We start from the raw sequence: 26,213 nt of genomic DNA on the forward strand, positions 1-26,213 counted from the left end.
GAAAAACAAATAAAAAAATTTTGGCGCAAACATGTCAGGTATTTTACCCAAAAATTGTTGACTTGTCGTGAAGGCTGCGTTATGATCAGAACATGAAAACGACTACTCGCCATGAGTTGTAACGATCCGGATCATATTTGGCGCAAAATTATCGATGGAGAGTGTAGACATGGAAAAACTGAGAATGGCATTTATCGGCGTGGGAGATATGGGCTCGCATCATTGCATCGGTTTTGATCTGCTGCCGGAATGCAAGGTGAATTATATTTGCGACATGAACCAGGCCAACGTGGACCGTACGCTTGCGGAGCTGAAGAACAGCAAGCCGGTTATCGTAGCCGACTATAAAGAGCTCTTACATAAAGAAGACATCGATGCGGTTGTCATCAGCGTGCCGAACTATTTGCACCGTGAAGTAGCGGTCGCTTTTCTCGAAGCCGGCAAGCATGTCTTTCTGGAAAAACCCGTTGCCCATACCCTTGAGGACTGCAACGCGATTATTGAGGCAGCTGAGGCAAACGACCGCATTCTGCAGATCGGCCTCGTGTACCGTTACTCCAATGTATACCGGAGAATGGCCGAGGAGCTTGAGCGGGGCCGCCTTGGCGATGTAAAGCTGATGTGGTGCAAGGAGTTCCGCGATCCGTTCCCTCCGACGGAATGGTTCTATGACAAGAACAAATCGGGCGGCGCGCTGGTCGAGAAGGACTGCCATCACTTTGATATTTTCAACTGGATGATCGGCTCGAAGCCGGTACGGGTATTCGCAACCGGCGGCCAACACGTAATGAAGCAGGGGCAGCCGAACCTGATTACGAACTCCTACAGCCACTATCCGGCTAAGCCAATCGAAGATGTCTCGATCGTCGACCATGCCTGGGTAACGATTGAATACGAGAACGGAAGCAAGGCGAATCTTGGCCTCTGCATGTATCTGAAGCCTCGCAATTTGATGGGGGACGGCCTTGAGATCGGGCTGATCGGCGAGAACGGCGGTCAGATGGTAGCGAAGAACGACAAGACGATCGACATCGTTGGCGGACAAAACTTTACCCGCGATCATCTCGATATCGACGTTACCTCGGACTCCATCATGGGCGGACATACCGGCGGACAAACGCAGCGGATCGAATTCGTGAAAAGCGTGAAGGAAGGCAAGCAGCCTTTTGCCTCCGCTTATGTCGGCAGAGACGCGCTTCTGATTGCGCTGGCGGCGGAGAAATCCATCGTGGAAGAACGCTATGTATACGTGAACGAACTAATGAAGTAAGGGGGTGCCCGGATGAAAAGCAAGCTGAGAAGATACGACACACTTATTTTCTTCTTATTTATTTCCCCTTGGATAATCGGATTCTCGCTCTTTTTCCTTGTTCCTTTCGGTACTTCCGTGTTTTACGCGTTTACCGATGCCCGCCTGCCGGGCGCGGCGAACTATAACTTCGTCGGGTTATCGAACTTCGTGGACATGTTCAATAATCCGATCTTCAGCAAAAGCTTGGGGAACACGGCCTACTTCGTCATCATTGGCGTTCCGATCGTAACGGCGGGCATGCTGCTGCTGGCCTTGCTGCTCAATATGAACGTCAAAGGCATCGCCCTTTACCGGACCTTTTATTACCTGCCGACGCTGGTGCCGATCGTGGCGACCGTCATCATCTGGCGCCTGGTCTTCAACTCGGAATTCGGCATTCTGAACGCGGGGTTGTCCGTGTTTGGGATCGGCAAGATCGACTGGATGGGCAGTGAAGGCTTGATCAAGCCGGTTATTATCCTGCTGCAGGTATGGATTTCGGGGAGCGGGGTTCTTATCTTCCTGGCCGCTCTCAAGAACGTGCCGAAGCATCTGTATGAAGCGGTTCTCATCGATGGGGCTAACAAGGTTCAATCGTTCTTCCGCGTGACGCTTCCGATGATCAGTCCTTCCATTTTGTTTGTTGTCATTATCCAGACGATGTACAACTTTCAGATGTTTACGGAAGCGCTGCTACTGACGAAGGGCGGGCCCAATTACGCGGCGTACACCTTTGTCTATAACATCTACAAATCGGCGTTTACGGATTTGAAATTCAGCATGGCGATGACGCAGTCCATCTTCCTGTTCGCGCTGATCTCGCTGGTTACGTTTGTTCTGATGAAGCTGTCGAAGCGGTTTGTCTATTATGAAGGCGAGAAATAGAAGGGGGATACAAGATGACTACGTCTAACAGACGCGTGATGAAGCAAACCGGCAAATACGCGCTTCTGACAGCCGCGCTGGTGCTGTTCGCGGGACCGCTCGTATGGATGCTGTCGACGATGCTCAAGACAAAAGCCGAAACGTACAAGGTTCCTCCGACGTTGCTGCCGGAATCGCTCAACTTCGAAGCGTTCAACAGGCTGTTTGATGTACAGCCGCTGATGTGGAGGTGGATCCAGAACTCCTTCGCCATCTCCGCGCTTGTGGTGCTTGGCGCGGTATTGTCCAGCTCGATCGTAGCTTACGGCTTCTCGCGTTTTTCAACCAAATACAAGGACCGGCTGTTCCCGATCGTCCTGATGACGCTGATGATCCCGCCGTCCATTCTGATGATCCCGTCCTACGTGCTCTTTACGAAGCTGCACTGGGTGGATACGTGGCTGCCGCTCATCGTTCCGGCATGGCTTGGCGGCGCGTACTACATTTTCTTGTTCCGGCAATTTTTCATGACGATCCCTCAAGAGCTTGACGAAGCGACTTATCTCGACGGAGGGAACCGGTGGACCGTGTTTACGAAGGTTATCATGCCGCTGTCCAAACCGATTGTCGTCACGACCGTAATCTTTGCTTTCGTGAACTCATGGCTCGATTTCCTGGGACCATTCCTTTACATCAAGAGCAACAACATGTTTACCCTCAGCGTTGGTCTGCAGCTGCTCATCGGCCAGACGAGTCAGGATTTCCCGGCGCTTGCCGCCGGCGCTTTTATCAGCATTGTGCCAATCGGTCTGCTGTTCCTGTTCGCGCAACGCTATATCGTTGAGGGGGTGGTGCTCACGGGTTCGAAGGGGTAAGGACGATAGGGAGAACAACACGGGCAGGCATAAGATTTTCAATACTGCTGTTTTCAAAATAATCTAAAGGGGAACTGGATATGAAAACAAACAGAAAGTGGTTATTGGGTCTTTTTACGCTGGTATTATCCATGACGATTATTATCTCCGGCTGCGGCAGCAGCAACAATAATGGCGGTTCGAACACGGCGGCAAACGGCGGGCAAAGCGATAACGGCAGTGCCGAGCAGACAGAGAAGCCAGCCGAGCCGGTTACGATTACGTATTCGCAATGGGGAACGGCGGAAGAGCTGCAGCGTACGCAAGAGCTTCTGGACAAATTCATGGAAGCCAATCCGAGCATTACCGTTAAGCTGGAAGGCAAGGACTGGGGCAGCTATTGGGACGGTCTGACGGCTAACGCCGCTGGCGGCACGCTTCCCGACGTATTCAAAACCAGCTACGCCTTTATTGAGAAATATGCCGAGCTTGGCATCTTCAAAGAACTGGACGGTCCGCTTGCGGACAACGGCTTCGACTTGAACAATATTGACCCAAGCCTGCTCGGTCTACATAAATACAACGGCAAGCAGGTATCGCTTCCGATCGACGCGAACGTTATCGTCTGGTACTACGACAAAGCGATCTTTGCGGATCCGAAGAAAAATCCGAAGAACGCGCCCGTTCCTTCCCTTGAACCAACATGGGATGAGATTATCGACATCGCAACCAAGCTGACGCTCGACAAGAACGGCAAGAACCCTGGCGAAGCCGGCTTTGACGGCAACAACATCGTGCAATGGGGCATGTCCGTATCGCCTGGTTCCTCCATGGATTGGTTCCTGGAGCCGGAGCTGTGGTCCAACGGCGCGAAGCTTGTGAACGATGACGGATCGCTTGCCCTGAATACCCCTGAAGCACGTCAAGTACTGGACTTCTTTATTGACGCAACGAAGAAAAAAATCAATACAACGCCTGCGCAAATCGAAGGTCTTGGCGGCCAGGTGAACCTCGGCATTACAACCGGCAAGGTCGCGATGAACCCGGGCGGCAACTGGAATACAACCAACTTCAAGGAAGCTAAGGTGGATTACGGCATTACGTACCTCCCGAAATTCAAAGAAAACAAAACGGTTGTACAACCGGCCGGTATCGCGATTTCGAGCAACACGAAGCATGAAGAGGCAGCTTACAAGCTGCTGGCATGGCTGGCAGGTCCTGAAGGTCAAACCGAGCTGGCGAAGCAAGGCTACTCGATTCCGGCGAATAAAGCGGCATCCGATGCTTATATCGCAACCGCAGGCGAAGCGAATAAAATCTTCCTCGACGCGCAGCAGTTCGGCATCATCTCGCCGTTCACGGTGAAGAAGACGGATCTGGTATGGACATACGGCGAGCAATCGCTTAAGAATCCGCTTGCCGGCGACGGCGACGTGGATGCGGCCATTAAGGATCTGGAATCCAAGCTGAAATAAGAGGGTTAAGGAAAAAGCGGGGGAAAGAGGCGTTTGGTCGCTTCTTTTCCCTTTTTTGCTTAGGCCTGAAAGCCTGAAATGACGGTGTTTCTTGACTATTGATGAATAGGGCTATACAATAGAATTTGCCGCAACTTTTGCGTTGTTGCCGCAATTATAGAGAGCATATATTCGATATAGGAACAGAGAGGAACGTATGATGGCCAAGTTGAAGGATATTGCAGAGCAGGTCGGGGTATCGATCTCGACGGTATCGCGGGTCATGAAGAATGACTCCACCCGTTCCGTCAGCGAAGAGACCCGTAAGAAAATTTGGGAAGTTGCGGAGAAGCTCGGCTACAAGGCGAACCGTGCGGAGAAGCTGGGCAAATCCGATAACAAGCTGATGGTTCATATCGGCTGTGTCGTTGCCATTCCTCAGAACAAATATAATAATCCTTACTTCTCCGTTATTCTGGAGGGTATCGAGAAAGCATTGACGGAGTCCGGCCTGCGGCTGGATTTTGTATACAGCATCGAGAATCAGCAGGATATCCAGCAGCTGCAGTCCCTCGTGAAGGAGCACCGGATTGACGGCATGATTATTGTCGAGCGGATTGATGCGGATGCGTACCAGTGGATCAAGCAGAACGTGAAGGCTGTTGTTGGCGTGGATTTGGCGGACAGAACGATTCCGGTCGTCTGTTACGACCGCGAAGCCGCTGCGAAGGAAGCCGTGCAGCATCTGATTAAGCAGGGACATAAGCAAATTGGCTATATTGGCGGTCCGGAGCTGAACGATCCTTTCCGTCAGGAGAAGCGATTCCTCGGCTACCAAAGCGCGATGCGCGAAGCGGGGCTGGAGCTGAACGACAATTGGATCATCGACGTGAAGTGGGATGTATCCCTCAGCTACGAGCTGACCAAGCAGGCATTTGAGAAAAAAGGCTATTCGCCAACCGCCATATTCGCGGCCAGCGATATGATGGCGATTGCGGCAATGCGCGCCGCTTCGGAGCGCGGTCTTCGCATCCCGGAGGATATTGCGGTCGCCGGCGTCGATAATATCGAAATTTCCGAGTTCACTTCGCCGCCGCTTACAACCATTCATGTACCCAAGCTTGAGATGGGGATGTACGCGGTGAAGCTGCTGCTCGATTATTTAAATCATCAATACTCGCTGCCGGTGCGCATGACGATTCCTTACCGGATGGTCTACCGCCGCTCTTCCGAGTCTCAGCAGCCGGCCGTCAGCAGCGTGCAATAAAAGAGTAAAGGCGTCCTAAAGTCATCCTTGATGGCTTAAGGGACGCCTTTTTTTATGCGCATGGCATTGAACTCTGCAAGTAGAACTGCGCTCCGCCAAGCAGGCTGCCGACCAACGGCCAACCGTATAGCAAACGCGGAGTTACGTTGCACGAAGTGTAGGATAATGGCCCAAAACAGTGGCTGCTGATGAGATAGGCTGCATGGAATGCAGTATATTGTTCGTAGAGGAGCTCAGATAAACCGTTTTTCCCCTGATATCCTGCACTCCGTGCAGGATATGGCTATTAGAGAGCCACAAATGTACGATTACACTGCATATCGTGCAACATAAACCAAGGGATTTCTCACCCCTGCGCCCGGGCCTTGGCGGTGCGGGCGTAATCGGAAGGCGGCATGCCGGTCGCCTTCTTGAAATCGCGCGAGAAATAATGAATGCTGCTATAGCCGAGCATGGCGGCAATCTCGGTCATGTTGTATTGGTGCTCGCGGATCATCGTTTTTGCTTCCTCGATCTTGAGCTGCTTGAAGTAGTCCATCGGGCCAATGCCGGCCTGCGCGTGGAATACTTCCTTGAGCCGGCTTTTCCCCAAGTGAAGCTCCTTGCACAGCCTGTCCAAGGTCAACTGCTCGCCCAAGTGTCCGCGCATGAAGGAGATAATCCGGTCGGCCGTCCGCTGCTCGGCTTTCTCCGTCTGGAAGGAGGCGGGCTTGCGAGCGGATTGCCGGTCGGCATCCTCTTCTTGCTGCCGGATCAGCTGAACGAGCAGGATCTCCAAGTAATTGCGCATCGCCTGCTCGCTGGCGAAAGGGGCGTCCTCCCGGGTAACAAGCTCGTGGATATCCGACTTGTCGTAAGGCGGTTCAAAGGAATAAAAGCCTTCCTGCATGAGTAATGACAGCAGATTCCGGTCTTTTGTCCCCAGCTGCAAGATCCGGTTCTCGAAGCTTTCCATGCACGGGGAAGCGCACTCGAATGATAGAACGAACAGATTAGGCGGCTTATGCTGGCTGCCGACCTTCACCGTATGGAACTCTCCGGGCTTATGGAAGATGATCATGCCTTGCTCGAGCTGATGCGTCTGCTCATCGGCTCTTACCTCGACGGTTCCCTTGTCCACGTAAAGCAGCTCCCAGAAGTCGTGCTGCTCTCCCTCGAACACGTAGCCTTTCGCAAATTCAAAGTAATGGAACGAAATCAGCTTGCGTACCGCAAGCATTTCTTTCAGCGTATGGCGAGTGAATTCCACCTTCGGCTCTCTCCCTTTTCATGTCCGTTTGCACTAATTATAAATCCTTTTCGCCCTGTGCAAAAGGTCCGGCTGATTTGCTAAAGAAGGGCCTGGCGGCGGGCTTTATAATGGCAATATAAAGAGCTAAAGGAGGCTGCCCAACTTGAAAAAAGGGATTAATATTTGGTCATTTCCAGCAGGCATGAGTATAGAGGAAAGTATTGAACTGGCGAAGGATGCGGGCTTTGACGGCATCGAGCTGTCGTTGAACGAGACAGGCCAGCTAAGCCTGGAAAGTACAACGGAAGAAGTACGCGCAATCCGCCAATTTGCGGATAACACCGGTATCGAGCTGTCGAGCCTGGCAAGCGGCTTGTATTGGGACTACCCGCCAACCAGCGAGAATGAGCAAGTGAGCGCGAAAGCGTTTGACGTTGCAAGAAAGCAGCTTGAGCACGCGGCTGCGCTGGGCGTGGATTCGGTGCTGATCGTGCCTGGAGCGGTCGGCGTTGATTTTATCCCGAACGCGCCGGTCGTTCCTTATGACCGGGCGTACGACAATGCGCTGGCTTTCTTCACGAAGCTGGCGAAGGAAGCGGAAGCGGTGAAGGTAGCCGTCGGCATCGAAAACGTATGGAACAAGTTCCTGCTATCGCCGCTTGAAATGCGCGGATTTATCGACGCGGTTGGCTCTGAGTACGTTGGTTCTTACTTCGACGTAGGCAATGTTGTTTATTCCGGCTATCCGGAGCATTGGATCTCGATCCTGAACAAACGGATCAAGAAGGTACATTTCAAGGATTACCGCAGACAAGCGGGCGGACTTCACGGCTTTGTGGATCTGCTTGCGGGTGATGTGGACTATCCGGTCGTGATTCAAGCGCTGGAAGCGATCGGCTATAACGATTACGTAACGGCGGAGATGATCCCGCCATACACCCATCATACAAAACAAATCGTGTATAACACTTCGGCTGCAATGGATGCCATCTTGGGGAGGACGGATCGCTAATGCTTAAAATCGGACTGATTGGACTTGGTTTTATGGGCAAGACCCACTTGGAGAACTACCTGCGCCTTGAAAGAGAAGGAGCGCCGATTCGCGTCGTAGCGCTTTGCGACGTGGACGAAGTGAAGCTGAACGGCGGCGGCAGCGGCGGCAATATCGATACTTCCTCGGAGAATGCGATCGATTACGGCCGTTTCAACAAATATACGTCGGTTCAAGCGATGCTGGAGAGCGAGCAGCTTGATGCGGTGGATATAACGCTGCCTACCTTCCTGCACTGCGATGTCACTACCCAATGCTTAAGCAGCGGCGTTCATGTGCTCTGCGAGAAGCCGATGGCTATGAATGCGGAAGAGTGTGACGTCATGATTGCGGCTGCGGAAGAAAGCGGCAAGCAGCTGATGATCGGACAATGCCTGCGCTTCTGGCCGGCTTATGTCTACCTGCAGGAGCTCGTCAGCAGCAAAAGGTTCGGCGATGTAACTAGCGCGTACTTCTACCGCGGCGGCGGCACGCCATCCTGGGGACCTTGGGTACTGGTGAACGAAAAGGGCGGCGGCGCTTTGCTCGATATGCACGTGCATGACACGGATGTCGTGAATTGGCTGTTCGGGAAACCGGAAGCGGTATCGTGCTACGGCAGAAACGTGATCGCGGGAAGCGGCTACGACATCGTCTCCACGCATTACCGTTATGCGGATAACAAGATTGTATCCGCCCAAGTGGACTGGACGTTAAATGGCGACTTCGGCTTTGAGATGGGCTACAAGGTTAACTTTGAGCACGGCAACGTGCAGTTCGACGGCGCTTCCGTCAAAGTAAATCCGAATGACGGAGCAGGCTTCACGGCCGAGCTGCCGGCTGATCAGGGCTATTACTATCAGCAAAAATATTTCATCGAAGCGCTTATTCAAGGCTTGCCGCTGGATGCGGCTACTCCGGAGAGCACAAAGGGCAGCATCGAGATCGTAACGGCGGAGCGGGAATCGGCAGATCAACGCGGCGCTTGGATTGCCGTACCGTAAAGGATCGCCATGCCATGAGCAAACAGCATGAGTTTTCATTTGCAGCCGGCGCTGCCGGCTATACGGATAAAGAATGGCGGGCGCTGCCGCCCGCCGAGGTTGCTTATCAGCAGTGGCTTCATATAGAGCAGCCGCCCGAGACGGAGGTTCGCGGCGTATACGATGAAGAGGCGCTGCATCTGCAGTTCAGGGTTTACGAGGAATCGCCGGTCATGCGGCATAGACAGCATGGCGACCCGGTCTATCAGGACAGCTGCGTGGAGTTTTTCGTTCAACCGCTGCCCGCCCGGGATTCGCGTTATCTCAACTTCGAGCTGAACGCCGCCGGTGTGCTGCTCTTGGAGATAGGGGAGAGCGGCGGCTCGAAACGCAAGCGGATTCTGCCGGAAGCCGCAAGCCAGTTCGGCATACGCACGGTCCTTGGCTTATGGAATCCCGAATGCCGGAGAATGTACTGGGAGCTTAACCTGCGTATCCCGTTTGCTTTCCTTAAATATTGGTTTCCGGATTTCCGGGCGGAGCCCGGTGCCGTGATGAAGGGCAATTTCTATAAATGCGGCGATCTGACGCCGGCCCCTCATTACTTGAGCTGGTCGCCGGTTCAGTCGGATACCCCTAATTTTCATCGCAGCGACAGCTTTGGAACGCTGGTATTTAGATAAGAACGTTTAAAAACAGCGGTGCCTTGCGCCGCTGTTTTTTTGTGTATTCTCAGAAGATTTCCGTTCATGTCTGGTTAAATATACACGACCTGCCGAATTAGGTTCATTAAAGTTTCGTAAAGTTATTCACATAGTTACCCACATATCAACGGGCTGATTACACGGGAAAATTAGACTTTCAACAGCTTTCATCCACATATCCACAGGTCGTTTTATCCACACGTGATTAATTATTAAGGCTACTAATTTTTTTGTTAACAGCCTTAAATAATAAGGAAATTAGGCCCGGAACTTGAATAATAGGACGGCCGTTTTCTATATTTTCCAAGGTGTGGTAAGGTAATCATAAGAACGGGGTCATTATGAACAGGAGGGAAATGATGAGAAAGAAGGGCATGTGGATTGGTGGGGCTATAGGCTTGCTGCTGCTTGCCGGATGCACGAATTCGGAGTCAAACGAACCCACGCCAACACCAACACCAGTGGTTAGTGAACTTACTGAAACGCCGGTGCCAAGCATAGAAACGCCAGTAGAAACGGATGACGGATCGGTTAACGGACAATTGGAGCTGAGCCGTCTGGAGAACGTATTTGCGTTCGCGGACGAAACGGGGCAGCAGCTGATTACGATTCCAAGCGAAAACGGGGACGAAGTCGAGGATCCCGAGCAGTTTGTCACGGCTGTCGGAAACGGCGGGGACCGAGTTGAGATCGAGTATGTCCGCCGACAAGAGGCCAATGATCAGGATACCAATAGACAGTCGATCGACAACTTCAACAATATGGCGGGGGATATCTATAAGATAAAAGGCGAAGGGATACTTCTGCCGAATAAATCGTATCTGCTCGCCAAGGAAGGCGTCGTCAGCCAAGATTCCCTCGTTGACATAACCAGCGCCGAAGACGGGCAATACGAACAAGCGGATGCCGACACGATAGCCCGCGTGGAAGGATTAAAGGGTAGAAAAGTGACGTCGAGCAGCATACTCTCCGAATCGGATCAAGAGAAGGTAGCCTTGTTTGTATTCGAGCGTGACGGAGACGACATGCTGGCAAGCATCGCTTACATCAATGACGACAAGGTGCTGTTCAAGGATTTCCCCGCAACCTATAACGAATCCGGTACTTGGCGGGTAGACGGCGGCGACGACCCTGGAAGGTTCGAAGTACTGTTCTTAGCCCACTCGGATGAAGGGGTACTGCTGGGGATCGCTTGGGCGGGTGCCGAAGGCGAGAACTTGTTTGTCTTGCAGGAAGCAGACGGTGCACTGGAGGATACGGATCTTAAGGGCGGAAGGTATTGGTCGCCTTCATAACCATTTTGTTGTAGAGCAGCCGAAAGGCTGCTTTTTTCAATACATAACCTTTTTTCATATAGTACCTAGGCGATACATGATCTATCCGCTAATTAGTCTGGGAAAATAAGTATACTTCCGAGCGGTTGACAAGAAACCATCCCGAACGTAATATACCTATAGGGGTATACGTATTACACTCGAATTTACATCCCGGCGGGCAAAGCAAATCAATATTTATTTTTCATAGTGGCATAAAACCTACATTTTGAGGAGGCTACAACATTGCTTGATATTAAAGTAAATCAGGTGCTGGATTGCAAAGGCTTGGCATGTCCGATGCCGATTGTCAAAACAAAGAAAGCGATGGATCAGCTTGAATCCGGTCAAGTGATAGAGGTTCAGGCAACGGACAAAGGTTCGCTTGCCGATATTCAAGGCTGGGCGAGAAACACGGGCCATCAATATTTGGGAACTGTCGAAGAGGGAGATTTGCTTAAGCATTATCTCCGTAAATCGAGTCCGAATGAAGTGAAGGAAGAGAAAAAGCATCCTCTTACGGCGTCCAACGACGAACTTTTGAAGAGGCTGCAAGCGGCAGAGAACATAACGATTCTCGATGTGCGGGAGTCCGCCGAATATTCGTTTAATCGCATACCCGGTGCCGTATCTATTCCGCTTGGCGAGCTGGAAGATAGACTAGGTGAACTGAAGCCGGAGGATGAGCTGTATGTCGTTTGCAGAACGGGCGCCAGAAGCGATTTGGCCTGTCAGCTGCTCGCAAGCAAAGGCTTCAAGCAAGTAAAGAATGTGATACCGGGCATGTCGGAATGGACGGGACCAACGGAAAAGCTGTAAACAAACAACCAATAAACGGAGGTTATCCAATATGAGTACTAAAGTAGCGATTATCGCAAGCAACGGCGGAATGTTTGACGCGTACAAGGTTTTTAACATTGCAACGGCATCTGCGGCAACGGACGCAGAGGTGGCTATTTTCTTCACCTTCGAAGGCTTGAACCTGATTCACAAGGAGATGCATCGCCAGCTGCCGCTTCCGGCAGGAGCGGAGCATTTTGCGGAAGGCTTCAAGCAAGCCAATGTTCCGGCTATTCCGGAGCTGCTTGCAATGGCGATGGAAATGGGCGTAAAAATCATTGCCTGCCAAATGACGATGGATGTCATGAATTTGAAAAAAGAAGATTTTGTAGACGGAATCGAAGTCGGAGGAGCCGTTACCTTCCTCGACTTTGCCAAGGACGCTAACGTTTCTTTGACTTTCTAAACCATAATCCTAATTTTATATTCTCCTAAGGAGGCTTCAATAATGACGGATACAACAATTAAAAAAATGACAGCGAAAGAGCTTACCCGCATGGTTCTCGATAAGCAGGATTTGTTTATTCTCGATGTGCGCAACGAAACGGATTTCAACGATTGGAAAATCGAAGGCGACAGCATTGAAATCATCAATATTCCATATTTTGAATTGCTGGAAGGCGTTGACGATATTCTTCCTCGCATTCCGGTAGGCAAAAAGATTCTTGTTGTCTGCGCGAAGGAGGGCTCTTCGAAATTCGTGGCTGAACAGCTGGCGGAAGCTGGCCGCGGCGACGTATTTTATCTCGAAGGCGGCATGAAATCGTGGAGCGAATACCTGGAGCCGGTAAAGATCGGCGATCTGAAGGACGGCGGCGAGCTGTACCAGTTCGTGCGGATTGGCAAGGGCTGCTTGTCTTACATGGCTGTATCGAACGGGGAAGCCGCGGTGGTCGATGCGCTGCGAATGACGGACGTTTTCGAGCAATTCGCTAAGGAGAAGGGCGCTGTAATCAAGCATACGCTGGATACGCATCTGCATGCCGATCATATATCCGGAGGCCGGAAGCTGGCCGAGACAACGGGCGCTACGTATTGGCTGCCGCCAAAGGATGCGGAAGAAGTGACTTTCGGCTACGAGAAGCTGGAAGAGGGCCGCGATATTACGGTCGGAAACACAACAATCCGGATTCAGCCGGTCTACTCCCCTGGCCATACGATTGGCAGTACGTCCTTTATCATTGACGATCAGTATCTGTTAACCGGAGACATCTTGTTCATCGAATCGATCGGCAGACCCGATTTGGCTGGCCAAGCTGAGGATTGGGTGAGCGATTTGCGGGAGACACTTTACAATCGTTATAAATCCTTGTCGGAGAATCTGCTGGTTCTGCCTGCCCATTTCGGCAAGATCACGGAGCTTGGAGAAGGCGGAAGAGTCATGGCGAAGCTGTCCGATTTGTACCTTAGCAACCCCGGTCTCAACATTGCGGAAGAAACGGAATTCCGCCGTACGGTAACGGAGAATCTGCCTCCGCAGCCTAATGCTTATCAGCAAATCCGTCAAACGAATATGGGGAAAATAAATCCAAGCGAGGACGAGCAGCGCGATATGGAAATTGGCCCTAACCGCTGCGCCGTTCATGATAAATAATAAATAATCATTGATACTAGGAGGAAATAAACATGAAAACAGATCTTACGGTAGATACAAAGGGTATGGCATGTCCGATGCCGATCGTAAAGGCGAAAAAAGCATTGGATAGCCTGCAGTCAGGCCAAGTTATGGAGGTTTTGTCCACGGACAAGGGGTCGATAAACGATTTTCAGGCATGGGTAAAGCAAACGAAGCATGAGCTGCTCAGCTACGAGGAAGACAACGGCATTTATAAATTTTACGTTCGAAAAATTTAAATCAGAGGAAATAAGCGAATACGCCTTTGCGCATTCGCTTATTTCAAGCCGTCATAGACGATGGTAACGCCAAGCGTGCAGTAGGTTTCTTCTTTGTAGTGTCCCTGCGGGCAGGATTTAGTTGTGCAGGCCGTATTCGACACAGCTTGAAGCTTATCTTCGCAAACAGGGCATTTATCTTCAAACCAGCCTTTTATTTTGCCGAGCATCATTATACCTCATTTCATATAAAATTACTCGGTTTTAGTATAGCTTCTTTTGTACGCTGCGTATACAGGTTTTTTGTGCATAAAATGTTGTCTTGGAAGGAGGGGAACAATGGATACTCTGCTCTACATCATCATGGCAGCCCTTGGGCTTATTGGCTCCTTCTTTTCAGGTTTGCTTGGTATCGGCGGCGCGATCATTAATTTTCCGCTGTTATTATATGTGCCGCCTCTGTTTGGCGCCGCATCCTTTTCGGCCCATGAGGTTTCTTCGATAAGTATGTTTCAGGTGTTTTTCGCCTCGCTTGCCGGCGTACTCGCCTTTCGCAAGAAGGGCGGCGGCGCGCAAGCGGTTCTCCATAAAGGGCTTGTTGCTTATATGGGGAGCAGCATTCTCGCAGGAAGCTTGATCGGCGGCTTCTTATCGGGAATGCTCGACGGAAACATGATTAATTTGATTTACGGAGTCCTTGCCGTGCTTGCCGTTATCCTTATGCTTATTCCCCGCAGAGGGACGGAAGAAAAGGCGGGGGATCTGTCCTTTAATAAGTTTATCGCGGTAGGAGCTTCATTCCTTGTAGGGATTGTGTCCGGCATTGTGGGAGCGGGCGGGGCATTTATTCTGATTCCGATCATGCTAACGGTGCTGAAGATACCGACGCGAACCACTATAGCGTCCTCACTTGCCATTGTGTTCATTTCGGCGATTGGGGGAGTAGCCGGCAAACTAACCGGCGGAGGGATCCCTCTGTGGCCTACGGTGTTTACCGTAATCGGCAGTCTGATCGGGGCGCCGCTTGGTTCCAAGGTGAGCTCCAAAATCAATGTGAAATTGTTGAGATACGGTTTGGTCGTGCTTATTGCGTTTACGGCTGTGAAGACGTGGTTGACTATCCTGTAATTGGAGCGAATGCAGCTATTGCAGAAGAGGTTTTTTGGCATTTATAATACCTATAGGGGTATTGGTATACAGAGAGAATAATAAGAGAATAATAAACCGAAAGGGTGTCTGAATCAGGACATGGCAGAAAAAACGACGATTGTTTTGTTTAGCGGCGATTTGGATAAGGCGATTGCGGCTTTTATTATAGCGAACGGGGCAGCGGCCTATGATCATGAGGTTACGATCTTTTTCACGTTCTGGGGTCTAAACACGCTTCGGAAAGACGAGGTCGTCAAGACGCGCAAAGGTCCTCTGGAAAAAGCCTTTGGCTGGATGATGCCGCGAGGCGCCCGGAAGCTGGGGTTGTCCAAAATGAATTTTGGCGGCCTTGGACCGCAAATGATCAAGCATGTGATGAAGAAGCATAATGCCTTATCTCTGCCGCAACTAATTGAGCTGGCTCAAGAGCAAGGCGTTAAGCTTGTCGCCTGCACGATGACGATGGACCTGCTCGGTCTGCAAAAGGAAGAGCTTATTGACGGACTGGAATACGCAGGCGTAGCGGCTTATCTCGGAGATGCGGTTGATGCGAAAGTAAATCTTTTCATTTAAAGGTGTTAGTATAGAAGAAATTTGCTCTATACTATACCTATACCGGTATGATATAGAGAGGAAGATTGAAAATGGATTACAACTATACAGATGCGATGAAAACCAGATTAAGAAGAATTGAAGGGCAAATCAGAGGCGTGCTTCGTCTGATGGAGGAAGGAAAATCCTGCAAGGACGTTGTATCGCAGCTGTCTGCGATACGAAACGCATCGGATAAGGCGATTGCGCAGATTGTCGCGGAGAACCTGCAGCAGTGCATTCTCGCTGAGCAAGCCGCAGGCAATAAGGATACGAGTAAAATTGTACAGGAAGCGGTAGAGCTGCTAGTAAAGAGCCGCTGATGCTTTCCGATCGAATATGAGAAAAGGAGAATCGTTATGGCATTTCAAGTAACTAAAACGATTTCGCCGGCAGAAGTGGCCGAGAAGCTTAAGCAAGGTGAGACATTGTATATGGTGGATGTCCGCGAGCCTAACGAGTGGGCGGCAGGCCATGTTGAAGGAGCAAAGCATATTCCTCTTGGCCAGCTTGGCGAACGGCTGCATGAGCTCGACTCTTCCGCGGAGATCATTATGATCTGCCGCAGCGGCAACCGAAGCGGGCTGGCTTGCGAATTATTAAGCGAAAAGGGCTTTAACGTTGTGAATATGACGGGCGGATTAAACGCCTGGACAAGCGAGCTGGTCTAATGAGTACGGGGACCCTTATCAATATTGTCATTATCGTGCTGATCGCATGGTTTGCCTATACCCGCATGAAACCGGCCAAAGGCTTGAGAAACCTGAATGCCGAAGCGTTTAAGGAAGAAAGCGTTAAGTACGGAGCGATGATTATTGATGTCCGGGAGCCTGGAGAATTCAAGGGCGGATTTATTCCCGGCGCACGGAACATTCCCTTGTCCCAGCTCTCCCGCCGACTTGGCGATATTCCGCGGGATAAAACGCTGCTGCTCTACTGCCGTAGCGGGATGAGAAGCAAAAACGCGGCCTCAGTGCTGCGCAAAAACGGATACAGCGATCTTGCCCACCTGCAAGGCGGTATTAGCGCATGGAAGGGCAAGCTGTCAAAATAATAGCGAAATGGCTGTCGGGTTTCCCCGACAGCCATTTTTGTCCTATGCTTGTTCTCGCCGGCTTTGAAGAATACAGCCGTTTACGCTTGCTTATTACCAGCCGAAGTCGAGCGTTTTACCCGTTTCCGTGTACGTCTTAACGTTGCTGAGCATCATCCACCAGTGTTCTTTCGAATTCGCAAAGGAAGGGTGGTCCGGCGTCCATTGATCATTAACGAGCGTCAGCTTGGTGCATGAGCCTACCGTCTCCAGAGTGAAGGTCACGCGCGATTCAAGCTCGGCATGATTGTCCCTGTAAGAAGGGCCCGGATGCTCCAGATAGCTGAGCACTTTGCCCGGGTCCGCCTCCAGTATTGTGCCGTATACATGAACCGTATTCTCGCCGTCCGCTCCGGGGCCAACGTATTCGAAGGATGAGCCAGGCTCCAGGGAAGAGTTCAGGACAGTTCCGAAAAAGGTACTCCGGGTTCCTTCGGGACTGACAAGCGTCTGCCACACCTGCTCAGGCGAGGCGTTAATATAGAATACATAGTTGAGTTCCATCTTTAAGTGATCCTCCTAAAAAAGAATTCCCACAATAGGTTCTTCTATGCTTGTGGTAAACTCATTATAGATGAGGCCTTTTTCTAAGTATTGTAAAAACGCGACAGGAACAGGAGTGAAGGGATGAGCCAACCGCAAACCCGGCCCAGCATGGGCGTTCTCGGATTATACGGAGCAGGGGACCAATTCCGGCTAGAACGTTATCCGGCTTCGGAGGTATTGTCGCCTTTTATCAAGCATTACTGGATGGTTCAGTGGAATCTGGAACAGAATGATTCCTATTGGCAGCATGTTGTACCGAATCCATGTGCCAATCTGGTGGTGGAGCAGGGCAAAACCTTTTTCTACGGGCCAGGCAAAGAGAAGTTCTCTTACCTGCTGAGCGGAAGCGGAATTGTTTTTGGCGTGAAGTTCCGCCCGGGCGGACTTTATCCGTTTGTGAATAGAGAGCTGTCCGAGTTGACGGGAAGACCCATAGAGGTGGAGACCGTGCTTGGAATACAAGGCTCGGAGCTTGAAGAGCTTGTACTCGCCGAGCAGGATCATGACCAGCGGATGATTCAAGTGGTCGAGCGGCTTCTGACAAAGAGGCTTCCGCCTTATGATGAGCAAATTACGCTAGTCAATCAGATTATCGATTATGCGGCCGGCAACCAGGGTATAACCAAGGTAGAGCAGGTCTGCGAGTTTTTTGACATAAACATCCGGAAGCTTCAACGATTGTTCGCCAAGTACGTCGGAGTAAATCCGAAGTCGGTGATCCGGTTGTTCCGGCTGCAAAATGCCGCGGAAGCGATGGACCTTGGGCAAACCCAGGATTTGGCCGGGTTATCGGTTGAGTTGGGTTATCACGATCAGGCGCATTTCAGCAAAGACTTCAAAGCCGTGATAGGCCGTTCACCCGAGCAATATTTATCGAATGTTATCCTGTAAGGTTTAGAGCAAAGGAGTGATGGCAATGAAGAGACAAAAGCTGCTTATCGGCGGACGAGAGATCGAGACGGCAACCTATACGACGCTTTATGCGCCTTATTCTAAGGAGGCGATTGCCGAGATTGCGGACGCCGGATTGGCGGAGGCGAATCTGGCTATTGAAGCTGCGGTAGAGGGCAAGGCAGTTATGCGTAAAATGCCGGCCCACAAGCGTGCCGCTATTCTGGAAAAGCTTGCGCGGCTGCTGGCCGAGCGCCGGGAAGAGGCGGCGCGGCTTGTCGCGCTGGAGGCGGCCAAGCCGCTTAAGGCTGCATATGCGGAGGTTGACCGCACGATTCAGACTTATCAAATCGCTGCCGAAGAAGCGAAGCGCATTCATGGAGAGACGATTCCTATGGATGCGGTGCCGGGCGGCGAAGGCCGCTTTGGGTATACCGTTCGCGAGCCTATAGGAGTCGTTGGCGCCATAACGCCATTCAACTTTCCTCTCAATCTGGTTGCCCACAAGCTTGGGCCGGCGATTGCGTCGGGGAATACGATCGTGCTGAAGCCCGCGCCGCAAACGCCGCTGTCCGCGTATTTTATCGCGGAGCTGCTTGCGCAAGCGGGTCTGCCGGATGGAGCGCTTAACGTGATTACCGGCGATGGCCGTCTGCTGGGCGAAGCTATCGTGAAGGATCCAAGGGTGAACATGGTTACCTTTACGGGCAGCGCGGCTGTTGGTGCAAGCATTCGCGCAATGGCTGGCATCAAGCGGGTAACGCTTGAGCTTGGTTCGAACTCTGCGCTTATTATCGATAAGGGCGTTCCTATCGAGGCCGTAGCCGCCCGCGCCGCAGTTGGCGCATTCTCCTACCAGGGACAGGTATGTATTTCATTGCAGCGAGTCTATGTGCTGGCAGATGTATTCGAAGAATTCGTGGAACGTTTTACGGCAGAGGTGCGGAAGCTTCAAGTCGGCGATCCGCTTGATCCGGCAACCGACGTATCGGCATTGATCTCGGAGCGGGATGTCACGCGTGCGCTCGAATGGATGGAGGAGGCGCGTGAGCTTGGCGCAACCGTCGCTTGCGGCGGTAAAGCGGAAGGCGGCATCGTGCTGCCGACCGTGTTGCTGAACGTTCCTCCCCATGCGCAGGTATCCTGCAAGGAAGTGTTCGCCCCGGTTGTTCTTGTGAACAAAGTAAATACCCTGGAGGAAGCGGTCGAGAAGGTGAACGATTCCGAATTCGGGCTGCAGGCCGGCCTCTATACGAATGATCTGAAGACGGCGCTAGATCTTTCCGAGCAGCTGCAGGTAGGCGGAGTGATGATCAACGACATTCCGACGTTCCGTGTTGACCAAATGCCGTACGGCGGCATTAAGCAAAGCGGCCTTGGCCGCGAAGGCATTAAGTACGCCATTGAAGATATGACCGAGCTGAAGCTGGTCGTCTTTAATCGCAGTTAACGGTTGGTTGGTGTTGCCGGGCGCTGTCCTCTCGATGGAGGACGGCGTCTTTTTTTGTCTGTCCGGCTCTTGCTATTGCTACTGCTACTGCTCTAACGAACCTGTGTATGCTTATTTAGCGGAAAAAGACCTATTTAAGAATCTAACGAAACGTCATATCGTTATTTGGTTGTTTCGAGGCGAAAAGATGGGGAAATATGGGGAATAGCGATATGACGTTTCCTTAGAAATTGAAAGCCGCTATTTTGGAGCAAATAGCGTTATGTAGTTTCGTTAGGATATAGACTGAAAAAGGTTGCGTCAAATGCGGAAGCAAAAATGCAAGAACGAAGGAAGTAGCCATGACCGGGACCGGCTTCTCCAAAATGTTTGATATCCAGCATAACCAGTTTCTCGTTGTGTACTGCGCAAAACTGCGGATACTCCGAATTTTACAATAAGGAATCCTCAGCCGGCTCCAACATTTTGGATTTGTTTTTTGGATAGAGGATTAGCGGAAAAATAATCGACAGGCTGTCCTTAATTGGACAGTCTGTTTTTCGATTGCAGGAAAATAATACCTGTTCTCGAATTAATTGGAGTAACTAATGAACAGGAGCGTGTATACGTGAGGAAAAGTTTTTCTTTATTAGTAGTAGGTGTAAGCCTAATCTGCTGTACTTCCTTTTTGACGGCAGCTGCTTTTCCTTTTAAGAACGAGCCATTGTTTTTAATCGAGCAAAACGGAAAATTCGGGTATATGGACATAAACGGTAAGGTTAAAATTAAGCCGCGGTTCGATGATGCGCATGACTTTTCTGAAGGCCGCGCGCTAGTAAGGAAAGGAGAGGGAGGACAAACAAAATTCGGCTATATTAATACTCAAGGCCAAGTCGTGGTGCCGATAAAATACGATTATGCAATGGACTATCTTGAGGGGAAGGCAGCTGTTGTTACATATAAAGGGAACGACGTCATTGATACTTCATACATTGATAAATCCGGTAAACAGTTATTCTCCATTGGCGATTTTTTATCGTATGGCTTTACAGAGGGAAGAGCGGCTGTTATCACCAACTATATTGGTTTCGGCAAAGAAAAACCGCGTTTGGGTTTTATTGACACTGAGGGGAAATTTACAGTTCAACCTCAGTACAAATATAACTTCTCGGATGGCATGTCGTACTTTCAAGAAGGCTTGGCGGCCGTTAATAAAGACGAAGCCTATGGCTTTATTGGCAAGAACGGAAATGTAAAAATAAATTATCGTTTTAACACGGCATTGCAGTTTCAAGAGGGCCTCGCAGCGGTTGAAGATAAGAATGGTAAATGGGGATTTATTGATACGACTGGCAAGTATGTCATTCAGCCGCAGTTCGCAGAAGCAAATTCGTTCCATGACGGTCTTGCCCCCGTGATGCAAGAGGTGAACGGGGAGTCGCTATGGGGTTTTATCAATAAAGAGGGGAGGCTAGTTATTCCCGCTGAATACACCGATGCGGAACCTTTTGCCGAGGGTCTGGCAGCTATTGAGGTAGAAGCAGGCTACAGCGGCAAGTGGGGATTTATCGACAGTCAGGGCAAGCTTGTCGTTAAACCGCAATTTGATTATGCGGAGCCATTTCATAATGGATTAGCTAGTGTCCAAATTAACGATGGCTCCGATAATTATGCAAATGCCAGTTACCGTAATGGCTATATTAACAAACAAGGCAAATATGTCTGGAAGCCAAGCAAGTGATATATGGGCGGCCATCATCCGATGGCTGCTTTTTTGTGCGGAAACTCGCTAAGCAAGCATGATGATTTTCTCTAAAACGAGTAAAATATATTGTAAAACGATAAATGATGTGTTACATTCAGAACGACAATAATGAAGTGAGGTGCATGTTAGTGGAACGGGGAACAACGCTCTTTTTGAAGGTGACCGTGTTTCTGATGGGGCTTCCGGTTCTTGCATTGTGTATTTTAGGGTTGCCTGCAATAATGAAAGAGGCTAGGGAAGCTTGGCCGGACAGTTGGGTATATCCGATTATCATCGCGATGTATCTTTCGGCGATACCTTTTTATATGGCTTTGTATCAGGCATTTAAGCTGCTCGGCTATATCGATAAGAACCAGGCATTCTCCGAATTATCCGTGAAGGCGTTGAAAAATATTAAGTACTGCGCGATTGCGATTAGCATTTTGTATGCGGCAGCTGAACCTTTCGTTTATCTCATTGCGGAGAAGGACGACGCTCCTGGCCTGATCGTCATCGGTTTGGTTATTATCTTCGCGTCTCTCGTAATTGCAGTCTTTGCGGCTGTTCTTCAGAAGCTTCTCAAAAATGCCATCGATATAAAATCAGAAAATGATTTAACGATCTGAGGTGAAATAACATGGCGATCATAATTAACGTTGACGTAATGCTGGCCAAAAGGAAGATGAGCGTGACAGAGCTCTCGGAGCGTGTTGGAATAACGATGGCGAACCTGTCGATTCTGAAGAACGGCAAGGCTAAAGCCATTCGGATTTCAACCTTAAATGCCATTTGCAAGGCGCTGGATTGCCAGCCGGGTGATGTTCTGGAATACAGAATGAGTGAAGACGAGACGGAAGATAAAGAGGACTAGGATACAGTAAGAAGTTGAGCTGCCGGGATTGAGGCGGCTTTTTTGTTGTTCTCCCCAAAAGCTAGGTAACCAACAGAAGGAATACAGGCCATAAGAATGGAAGAAATAGATAAGTAAATTTCCGTTTTAAGGAGGAGAATCTATTGATTCATGACAATGTCATTTTATCGTATACGGTCGATCTGCAGAATGAACAAATAGTGATTCATACAAGAGACCAGTCATCCTTAAAGGAAGTTGATATTGTATTAAAAGAAGTAAGTTGCCATCATTTTGAGCATCAGTTGAAAGGCAGTATTGTTCTTGCCATGACCGTATCTAACATTTCCAGTTTTATTGCAGGGAACATTGAAATCCTGCAGAACGGCAAGAATCACGGTTGGCCAACTGCTTACGAAACATTAGACGAGCTGGAGCAAAAGCTGACTGAGAGCGGATATAAATATTTTAATCTTTACTCCTCTTACGGAATGAATGGTTGGATTGTGGCCAAGGATTTGGACGTCGTTAAGAAGGGCGAGGAGGAATAGAAAGCATGAAGTTTCGCGCTACGATCGAGCTAAGCAAAAAGACAGCCACGGGCATTGAAGTTCCCGCGGAGGTTATAGAGAGTCTTGGTTCAAGCAAGCGTCCGGCTGTTTGCGTTACGCTCGGTGAGTATACCTACCGTACAACGGTGGGATCCATGGGCGGAAAATATATGATGCCGGTTAGCGCAGAAGTGAGAGCAGCAGCCGGGGTTGCGGCAGGCGAAGAGGTTGAAGTGAACATAGAGTTGGATAACGAGCCCAGAGAGCTTGTTGTTCCGGAGGATTTCTACGGGGCACTCGAACAGCAGCTAGAAGCGAAGCGGTTTTTTGAGGGATTGTCTTACAGCAATAGGCGGCGTTTCATTCTTAACATTGAGGAAGCAAAGACCGCTGAAACGAGGCAGCGACGCATGGACAAAGCCATTAGCTTGTTGAGCGAAGGGCGAATTCAATAAAAAGTTAATAACGTGAAAGCCCCGTTATCATCTACAATGATAGCGGGGCTTTTTGTTCATTAAGCGTTGGTATCCGAAGTTGTCGCGCTGTCCGTACTTGCTTGATCCTTCGGTTTTGCTGCACCTCCGCGGTGACCGCCATCGCCTTTAGGCTGGAACTCGCCGTTTACTATGCTTTGAGCCTGCGCGGCAGTACCTTCTTTCTTCGTTGCGGCTTCATCGGCCGTCAGCTTGCCGTCGGTGACGGCTTGATCGATTTGTGCATGAATCGCAGTTTCGAGCGCGTTAACTATGGAATCCGTGCTAACTCCTTTCGCTTTAGCGATATCTGCGATTGTTTTGCCTGCCTGCAGCTCTGTTTTCAGTTCATCCTCCGTCATATTTAATGCCGTAGCAACGGTATCCAGGTTCTGTCCCAAACCGCGTCCTCCTCTGCGTCCTTCTCGTCCTTGGGCAATTTGATCGGAGTTAATCAGGTTGTCCAGATTTGCGGTGAACTGGGATTTTTCGTCCGACTGGCGTTGTTCAAAGGCGGTTGTCAGCGCTGCTTTCAAATCATCATTGGAAACGCCCTGCTCTTTGGCGATATCCGCAAGCGTGCTGCCTGCAGCAAGCTTCTCATTAAGCGTGTCACGATCAAGCTTAAGCAGAGTAAGTACGGAGTCGGAGACGAAGTTGCCTCCGATACCGCCGCGGCCATGTTTGCCGTCTATTTGCTTAGTGGTATCCGTCTGAACTTGCGCGGTATTTGAAGGACTTGTGGTCGAAGTTGTGCTTGATGCTGCAAATGCGCTTAGCGGAACCATAACCGCCAAAGTAGCTGTAATCCCGATTGTCTTTAAGTATTTGTTCATTTCCATTGCCTCCTTAGGGCTTGTAGGTTGTCTTACAGGACCCATTATGGTCACGGTACCTTAAATGGAACTGAAATGAATTTAAAAATTATTTTCAACAGGTAAAATGATGAATCCCTTGCTCCATTGTTTGGGTAATAGAAAATAGATATAATAATTGGATTAAACTCTTAATTTAACCTACATTAGGAGGCGCTATGAAAAAAACTAAAATCAAGATTCTAGCCGGATTGGCAGGAATCAGTCTGTTGCTTAACCCTATAGCTACTTACGCTGAAGATACGGGAATTCCATTAACGGTATTGGATGGCAAGTTGGTGAGCGGGAGAGTGTTTATGCCGCTTAGGGCAGCCGGAGACGCCATTGGCGCGAAGATTGGCTGGAATCAGAAGACGCAAACCGCAACGGTGGAGAAGGACGGAACAGTATTCGTAGCATAGGTCGGCCCGTTTGTAAAGCTGTTTAATAATCGGGTTTACGTTCAGTTCAGGGAATTTAACGAGACTTTCTTTGAGCAGGATACCATCCTATGGGAGAACAATTATTTGCAGGCTTCTTCGGCGCATTTCCTTGTTCAGACCGCCCCTTTGAAGAATGCCGACGCTTTGAAAATAGCAGCCGGTGCAGTCGCAGGGAAGAAGGAAAGAAAGCAGTTCCTGAAGGAGACGGACGGGTTTTTCGTGAACGAGTATGTAACCTGGAACGGGCTAAATCAATATACAGCCCGCTATAATTCGGAATGGAATGATACTCGCGACTACTACGCTTCAACAGTAGAAGTGGTGATGACAAAGTCGGGCGACCGATGGACCGCTGGCTCTTTCCGGTATTATAAAGAGCAAATATTGCCTCCCCATTAAAAAAGGCCGCCCCATGAGTCATTGAAATGACGATGGGGCGGCCTTTTTTTGTGTTTGCCGACGGCTGTTTCGCTAACGAAACGCAGTATTCTTATTTCGCGATAATTCGCTGATTCTAAAGGCTAACGAAACCTGGTAACGTTATTTAGCGATATCAGGCTAAAACTAGCTTCAAAGCAGCAAATAGCGATATAAGGATTCGTTACATTTTTAATCGCATCGAATTCGGGCAATTAGCGTGATGTAGTTTCGTTAGGGTTTTAACGCGTCCCGTTCTTATGCTGTACAGGAAGCGGCGCCTGGCAAAGCCGGTTGGTAAAGATGGAGCCCCATACAGCGACGCCAACAAGCGTAAGCGTTGCAAGGACGGATAAGAACAACGGTGGGATGAAGCTGTAGAGCAGGAACAAAGCAACGAGTACGATGATTCCAACCGTATACGATGCCGATACAACACCGGCTGCGATCCGCATGAACAGCATATTGCCAAGCAAATAGAGAGCGGGACCCGCCATAATAACAAGCGCTGTCTTAAGCTCGATATGTCCCGTCGGATGCGCGAGCACCAATTCGTCCGCTACGGCCGACAGGATGATGCCCGCAACCAGAAGCAGATGGGTATACGTATAAGCCGAACGGGCAACTCTGCCCGGGTCCTCGGAATGCGAAATAAAATGATGGCCGGTCTTAGACGTCATGTTGAAATAGATCCACCACATAGTAACCGTACTGACAAAAGCGGCGGCAAAAGACCCCAACGTGAGCATATCCCATTCGAGCTCGGCGAAGGTTGCCCCCGTAACCAGAATGGATTCGCCAAGCGCGATAATAATAAACAATCCGCATCGCTCGGCCATATGGGAGCCTTCCACATCCCAGACGGTGGTAGGGGTTTTTCCAAGCTTCGGCGTCCAGAAGCCCATCGAAGGAGAAAGATATTCAATGAATAACGCGATGCACCACAAAGCAAGTCGGTTCTCTTCATGCGCAATTCCTCCGGCAACCCAGAAAATTCCCGAAAAAGCCAGCCAACTGAATATCCGGATAAAATTAATCCGAAGCTCGGTTGAGCCATGCCGGAGAACCCAGACGGTATAAGCGGTTCTTCCCACCTGGAACAAGGTATAGGCACATGCAAAATAAATTCCCGTTTTCTCAAAAGCTTCCGGCAGCGATGACGACATAATAAGTCCCACCAGCATAAGCGCAATAAGCATAAACCGGACGCGTTTCGTTTCTGGATTAAGCCAGTTCAAGACCCAAGCTGTAAAAATCCAGACCCACCAGATCGCCATCGTCAGAATACCGAGATGAATGGCTCCTTCCAGAGTGAAATTTTTCAGAAAGGAATGGGATAACTGGGTAACGGCGAAGACAAAAATCAAGTCAAAAAACAATTCGATAAAAGATACTTTCCCGGAATCAATACTGCCCCTGCTTCGGAACAGCATCGAATCTGCTGCCAACCTCTTCATTCGTTCTCTCCTTTGTCCTGTATTTCCATAGTTTTCGTAGATTGTATCACGGTAGGCTTGA

Annotated in this window: 32 protein-coding genes and 1 pseudogene; 28 read left to right on the forward strand and 5 right to left on the reverse strand. The window is 50.0% G+C overall.

Annotation, left to right across the window (positions count from 1 at the left end):
* The first annotated feature begins 169 nt into the window (after positions 1 to 169).
* From PGL01S_RS06150 to PGL01S_RS06170, 5 genes are all read left to right on the forward strand, one after another.
* Complete coding sequence (locus tag PGL01S_RS06150; RefSeq protein ID WP_127492526.1) at positions 170 to 1,270, forward strand: Gfo/Idh/MocA family protein; 1,101 nt, start codon at positions 170 to 172, stop codon at positions 1,268 to 1,270.
* A 12-nt stretch (positions 1,271 to 1,282) separates the two neighbouring features.
* Positions 1,283 to 2,176, forward strand: a complete 894-nt coding sequence (locus PGL01S_RS06155; RefSeq protein ID WP_127492528.1) for a carbohydrate ABC transporter permease — start codon at positions 1,283 to 1,285, stop codon at positions 2,174 to 2,176.
* Positions 2,177 to 2,190: 14 nt separating this feature from the next.
* On the forward strand, positions 2,191 to 3,030 hold the full coding sequence (locus PGL01S_RS06160) for a carbohydrate ABC transporter permease (RefSeq protein ID WP_127492530.1): 840 nt from the start codon (positions 2,191 to 2,193) through the stop codon (positions 3,028 to 3,030).
* Positions 3,031 to 3,110: 80 nt separating this feature from the next.
* A complete protein-coding gene (locus PGL01S_RS06165) occupies positions 3,111 to 4,484 on the forward strand; it encodes an ABC transporter substrate-binding protein (RefSeq protein ID WP_127492532.1) in 1,374 nt (457 codons plus the stop codon).
* A 196-nt stretch (positions 4,485 to 4,680) separates the two neighbouring features.
* Positions 4,681 to 5,730 carry a LacI family DNA-binding transcriptional regulator gene (locus PGL01S_RS06170; RefSeq protein ID WP_127492534.1) on the forward strand — a complete coding sequence of 350 codons (1,050 nt, stop codon included), beginning with the start codon at positions 4,681 to 4,683 and terminating at the stop codon, positions 5,728 to 5,730.
* Between the two features lie 346 nt (positions 5,731 to 6,076).
* Here the strand turns inward: PGL01S_RS06170 and PGL01S_RS06175 are convergent, their stop codons facing one another.
* Positions 6,077 to 6,979 carry an AraC family transcriptional regulator gene (locus tag PGL01S_RS06175; protein ID WP_127492536.1) on the reverse strand — a complete coding sequence of 301 codons (903 nt, stop codon included), beginning with the start codon at positions 6,977 to 6,979 and terminating at the stop codon, positions 6,077 to 6,079.
* 145 nt (positions 6,980 to 7,124) lie between these two features.
* On the opposite strand from PGL01S_RS06175, the gene PGL01S_RS06180 reads away from it, so the two are divergent.
* The 8 genes from PGL01S_RS06180 to PGL01S_RS06215 all read left to right on the forward strand — a co-directional run bounded on the left by PGL01S_RS06180 (position 7,125) and on the right by PGL01S_RS06215 (position 13,685).
* Complete coding sequence (locus PGL01S_RS06180) at positions 7,125 to 7,973, forward strand: sugar phosphate isomerase/epimerase family protein (protein WP_127492538.1); 849 nt, start codon at positions 7,125 to 7,127, stop codon at positions 7,971 to 7,973.
* A complete protein-coding gene (locus tag PGL01S_RS06185; RefSeq protein WP_127492540.1) occupies positions 7,973 to 8,995 on the forward strand; it encodes a Gfo/Idh/MocA family protein in 1,023 nt (340 codons plus the stop codon). The genes PGL01S_RS06180 and PGL01S_RS06185 overlap by 1 nt, the downstream gene beginning before the upstream one ends.
* Before the next feature lie 14 nt (positions 8,996 to 9,009).
* On the forward strand, positions 9,010 to 9,657 hold the full coding sequence (locus PGL01S_RS06190; protein WP_127492542.1) for a carbohydrate-binding family 9-like protein: 648 nt from the start codon (positions 9,010 to 9,012) through the stop codon (positions 9,655 to 9,657).
* Between the two features lie 377 nt (positions 9,658 to 10,034).
* Positions 10,035 to 10,973 (forward strand): efflux RND transporter periplasmic adaptor subunit, encoded by a 939-nt coding sequence (locus PGL01S_RS06195; RefSeq protein WP_127492544.1) that lies wholly within the window; start codon positions 10,035 to 10,037, stop codon positions 10,971 to 10,973.
* A 264-nt stretch (positions 10,974 to 11,237) separates the two neighbouring features.
* A complete protein-coding gene (locus PGL01S_RS06200) occupies positions 11,238 to 11,810 on the forward strand; it encodes a sulfurtransferase TusA family protein (protein WP_127492546.1) in 573 nt (190 codons plus the stop codon).
* A gap of 31 nt (positions 11,811 to 11,841) precedes the next feature.
* Positions 11,842 to 12,237 (forward strand): DsrE/DsrF/DrsH-like family protein, encoded by a 396-nt coding sequence (locus PGL01S_RS06205; protein ID WP_127492548.1) that lies wholly within the window; start codon positions 11,842 to 11,844, stop codon positions 12,235 to 12,237.
* A gap of 42 nt (positions 12,238 to 12,279) precedes the next feature.
* Positions 12,280 to 13,425: an MBL fold metallo-hydrolase gene (locus tag PGL01S_RS06210; RefSeq protein WP_127492550.1), complete on the forward strand. Its 1,146-nt coding sequence runs from the start codon at positions 12,280 to 12,282 to the stop codon at positions 13,423 to 13,425.
* A 32-nt stretch (positions 13,426 to 13,457) separates the two neighbouring features.
* Entirely contained in the window at positions 13,458 to 13,685 is a 228-nt protein-coding gene (locus PGL01S_RS06215) for a sulfurtransferase TusA family protein (protein ID WP_127492552.1), read from the forward strand.
* 38 nt (positions 13,686 to 13,723) lie between these two features.
* On the opposite strand, the gene PGL01S_RS30760 is transcribed toward PGL01S_RS06215, so the two are convergent.
* On the reverse strand, positions 13,724 to 13,897 hold the full coding sequence (locus PGL01S_RS30760; protein ID WP_164775389.1) for a hypothetical protein: 174 nt from the start codon (positions 13,895 to 13,897) through the stop codon (positions 13,724 to 13,726).
* Positions 13,898 to 14,003: 106 nt separating this feature from the next.
* On the opposite strand from PGL01S_RS30760, the gene PGL01S_RS06220 reads away from it, so the two are divergent.
* The 5 genes from PGL01S_RS06220 (at position 14,004) to PGL01S_RS06240 (ending at position 16,458) form a co-directional block, all read left to right on the forward strand.
* Entirely contained in the window at positions 14,004 to 14,792 is a 789-nt protein-coding gene (locus PGL01S_RS06220; RefSeq protein WP_127492554.1) for a sulfite exporter TauE/SafE family protein, read from the forward strand.
* Between the two features lie 120 nt (positions 14,793 to 14,912).
* Positions 14,913 to 15,386, forward strand: coding sequence for a DsrE/DsrF/DrsH-like family protein (locus PGL01S_RS06225; RefSeq protein ID WP_127492556.1), 474 nt, complete (start codon positions 14,913 to 14,915; stop codon positions 15,384 to 15,386).
* Between the two features lie 71 nt (positions 15,387 to 15,457).
* Positions 15,458 to 15,727, forward strand: a complete 270-nt coding sequence (locus PGL01S_RS06230; RefSeq protein ID WP_127492559.1) for a metal-sensitive transcriptional regulator — start codon at positions 15,458 to 15,460, stop codon at positions 15,725 to 15,727.
* A 36-nt stretch (positions 15,728 to 15,763) separates the two neighbouring features.
* Positions 15,764 to 16,075, forward strand: a complete 312-nt coding sequence (locus PGL01S_RS06235; RefSeq protein WP_127492562.1) for a rhodanese-like domain-containing protein — start codon at positions 15,764 to 15,766, stop codon at positions 16,073 to 16,075.
* Positions 16,075 to 16,458: a rhodanese-like domain-containing protein gene (locus PGL01S_RS06240; protein WP_127492564.1), complete on the forward strand. Its 384-nt coding sequence runs from the start codon at positions 16,075 to 16,077 to the stop codon at positions 16,456 to 16,458. The genes PGL01S_RS06235 and PGL01S_RS06240 overlap by 1 nt, the downstream gene beginning before the upstream one ends.
* 93 nt (positions 16,459 to 16,551) lie before the next feature.
* Here PGL01S_RS06240 and PGL01S_RS06245 read toward each other — a convergent pair whose 3' ends face one another.
* A complete protein-coding gene (locus PGL01S_RS06245) occupies positions 16,552 to 17,001 on the reverse strand; it encodes an SRPBCC family protein (RefSeq protein WP_127492567.1) in 450 nt (149 codons plus the stop codon).
* 123 nt (positions 17,002 to 17,124) lie between these two features.
* Here PGL01S_RS06245 and PGL01S_RS06250 point away from each other — a divergent pair, with 123 nt between their 5' ends.
* The 8 genes and pseudogenes from PGL01S_RS06250 to PGL01S_RS06285 all read left to right on the forward strand — a co-directional run bounded on the left by PGL01S_RS06250 (position 17,125) and on the right by PGL01S_RS06285 (position 22,963).
* Entirely contained in the window at positions 17,125 to 17,934 is an 810-nt protein-coding gene (locus PGL01S_RS06250) for an AraC family transcriptional regulator (RefSeq protein ID WP_127492569.1), read from the forward strand.
* Between the two features lie 25 nt (positions 17,935 to 17,959).
* Positions 17,960 to 19,384 (forward strand): aldehyde dehydrogenase family protein, encoded by a 1,425-nt coding sequence (locus tag PGL01S_RS06255; protein ID WP_127492571.1) that lies wholly within the window; start codon positions 17,960 to 17,962, stop codon positions 19,382 to 19,384.
* A 290-nt stretch (positions 19,385 to 19,674) separates the two neighbouring features.
* Positions 19,675 to 19,870, forward strand: a pseudogene (locus PGL01S_RS06260) (zinc ribbon domain-containing protein); the annotation flags it as partial.
* A 121-nt stretch (positions 19,871 to 19,991) separates the two neighbouring features.
* Complete coding sequence (locus PGL01S_RS06265; protein WP_127492573.1) at positions 19,992 to 21,104, forward strand: WG repeat-containing protein; 1,113 nt, start codon at positions 19,992 to 19,994, stop codon at positions 21,102 to 21,104.
* Between the two features lie 152 nt (positions 21,105 to 21,256).
* A complete protein-coding gene (locus PGL01S_RS06270; RefSeq protein WP_127492575.1) occupies positions 21,257 to 21,733 on the forward strand; it encodes a DUF2975 domain-containing protein in 477 nt (158 codons plus the stop codon).
* A gap of 11 nt (positions 21,734 to 21,744) precedes the next feature.
* Complete coding sequence (locus PGL01S_RS06275; protein WP_127492577.1) at positions 21,745 to 21,978, forward strand: helix-turn-helix domain-containing protein; 234 nt, start codon at positions 21,745 to 21,747, stop codon at positions 21,976 to 21,978.
* A gap of 143 nt (positions 21,979 to 22,121) precedes the next feature.
* Complete coding sequence (locus tag PGL01S_RS06280) at positions 22,122 to 22,508, forward strand: hypothetical protein (RefSeq protein ID WP_127492579.1); 387 nt, start codon at positions 22,122 to 22,124, stop codon at positions 22,506 to 22,508.
* A 5-nt stretch (positions 22,509 to 22,513) separates the two neighbouring features.
* Positions 22,514 to 22,963 carry a YdeI/OmpD-associated family protein gene (locus PGL01S_RS06285; protein WP_127492581.1) on the forward strand — a complete coding sequence of 150 codons (450 nt, stop codon included), beginning with the start codon at positions 22,514 to 22,516 and terminating at the stop codon, positions 22,961 to 22,963.
* Positions 22,964 to 23,022: 59 nt separating this feature from the next.
* On the opposite strand, the gene PGL01S_RS06290 is transcribed toward PGL01S_RS06285, so the two are convergent.
* On the reverse strand, positions 23,023 to 23,817 hold the full coding sequence (locus PGL01S_RS06290; RefSeq protein WP_127492583.1) for a hypothetical protein: 795 nt from the start codon (positions 23,815 to 23,817) through the stop codon (positions 23,023 to 23,025).
* Between the two features lie 197 nt (positions 23,818 to 24,014).
* On the opposite strand from PGL01S_RS06290, the gene PGL01S_RS06295 reads away from it, so the two are divergent.
* Together PGL01S_RS06295 and PGL01S_RS06300 are read left to right on the forward strand one after the other, a co-directional pair.
* Complete coding sequence (locus PGL01S_RS06295; RefSeq protein WP_127492585.1) at positions 24,015 to 24,257, forward strand: stalk domain-containing protein; 243 nt, start codon at positions 24,015 to 24,017, stop codon at positions 24,255 to 24,257.
* A gap of 105 nt (positions 24,258 to 24,362) precedes the next feature.
* Positions 24,363 to 24,677: a hypothetical protein gene (locus PGL01S_RS06300; protein WP_127492588.1), complete on the forward strand. Its 315-nt coding sequence runs from the start codon at positions 24,363 to 24,365 to the stop codon at positions 24,675 to 24,677.
* A 260-nt stretch (positions 24,678 to 24,937) separates the two neighbouring features.
* Here PGL01S_RS06300 and PGL01S_RS06305 read toward each other — a convergent pair whose 3' ends face one another.
* Positions 24,938 to 26,152: a low temperature requirement protein A gene (locus tag PGL01S_RS06305; RefSeq protein WP_127492590.1), complete on the reverse strand. Its 1,215-nt coding sequence runs from the start codon at positions 26,150 to 26,152 to the stop codon at positions 24,938 to 24,940.
* Between the last annotated feature and the right edge of the window lie 61 nt (positions 26,153 to 26,213).

It is taken from the genome of Paenibacillus glycanilyticus NBRC 16618 (assembly GCF_004000805.1).
Classification (GTDB): Bacteria; Bacillota; Bacilli; order Paenibacillales; family Paenibacillaceae; genus Pristimantibacillus; species Pristimantibacillus glycanilyticus.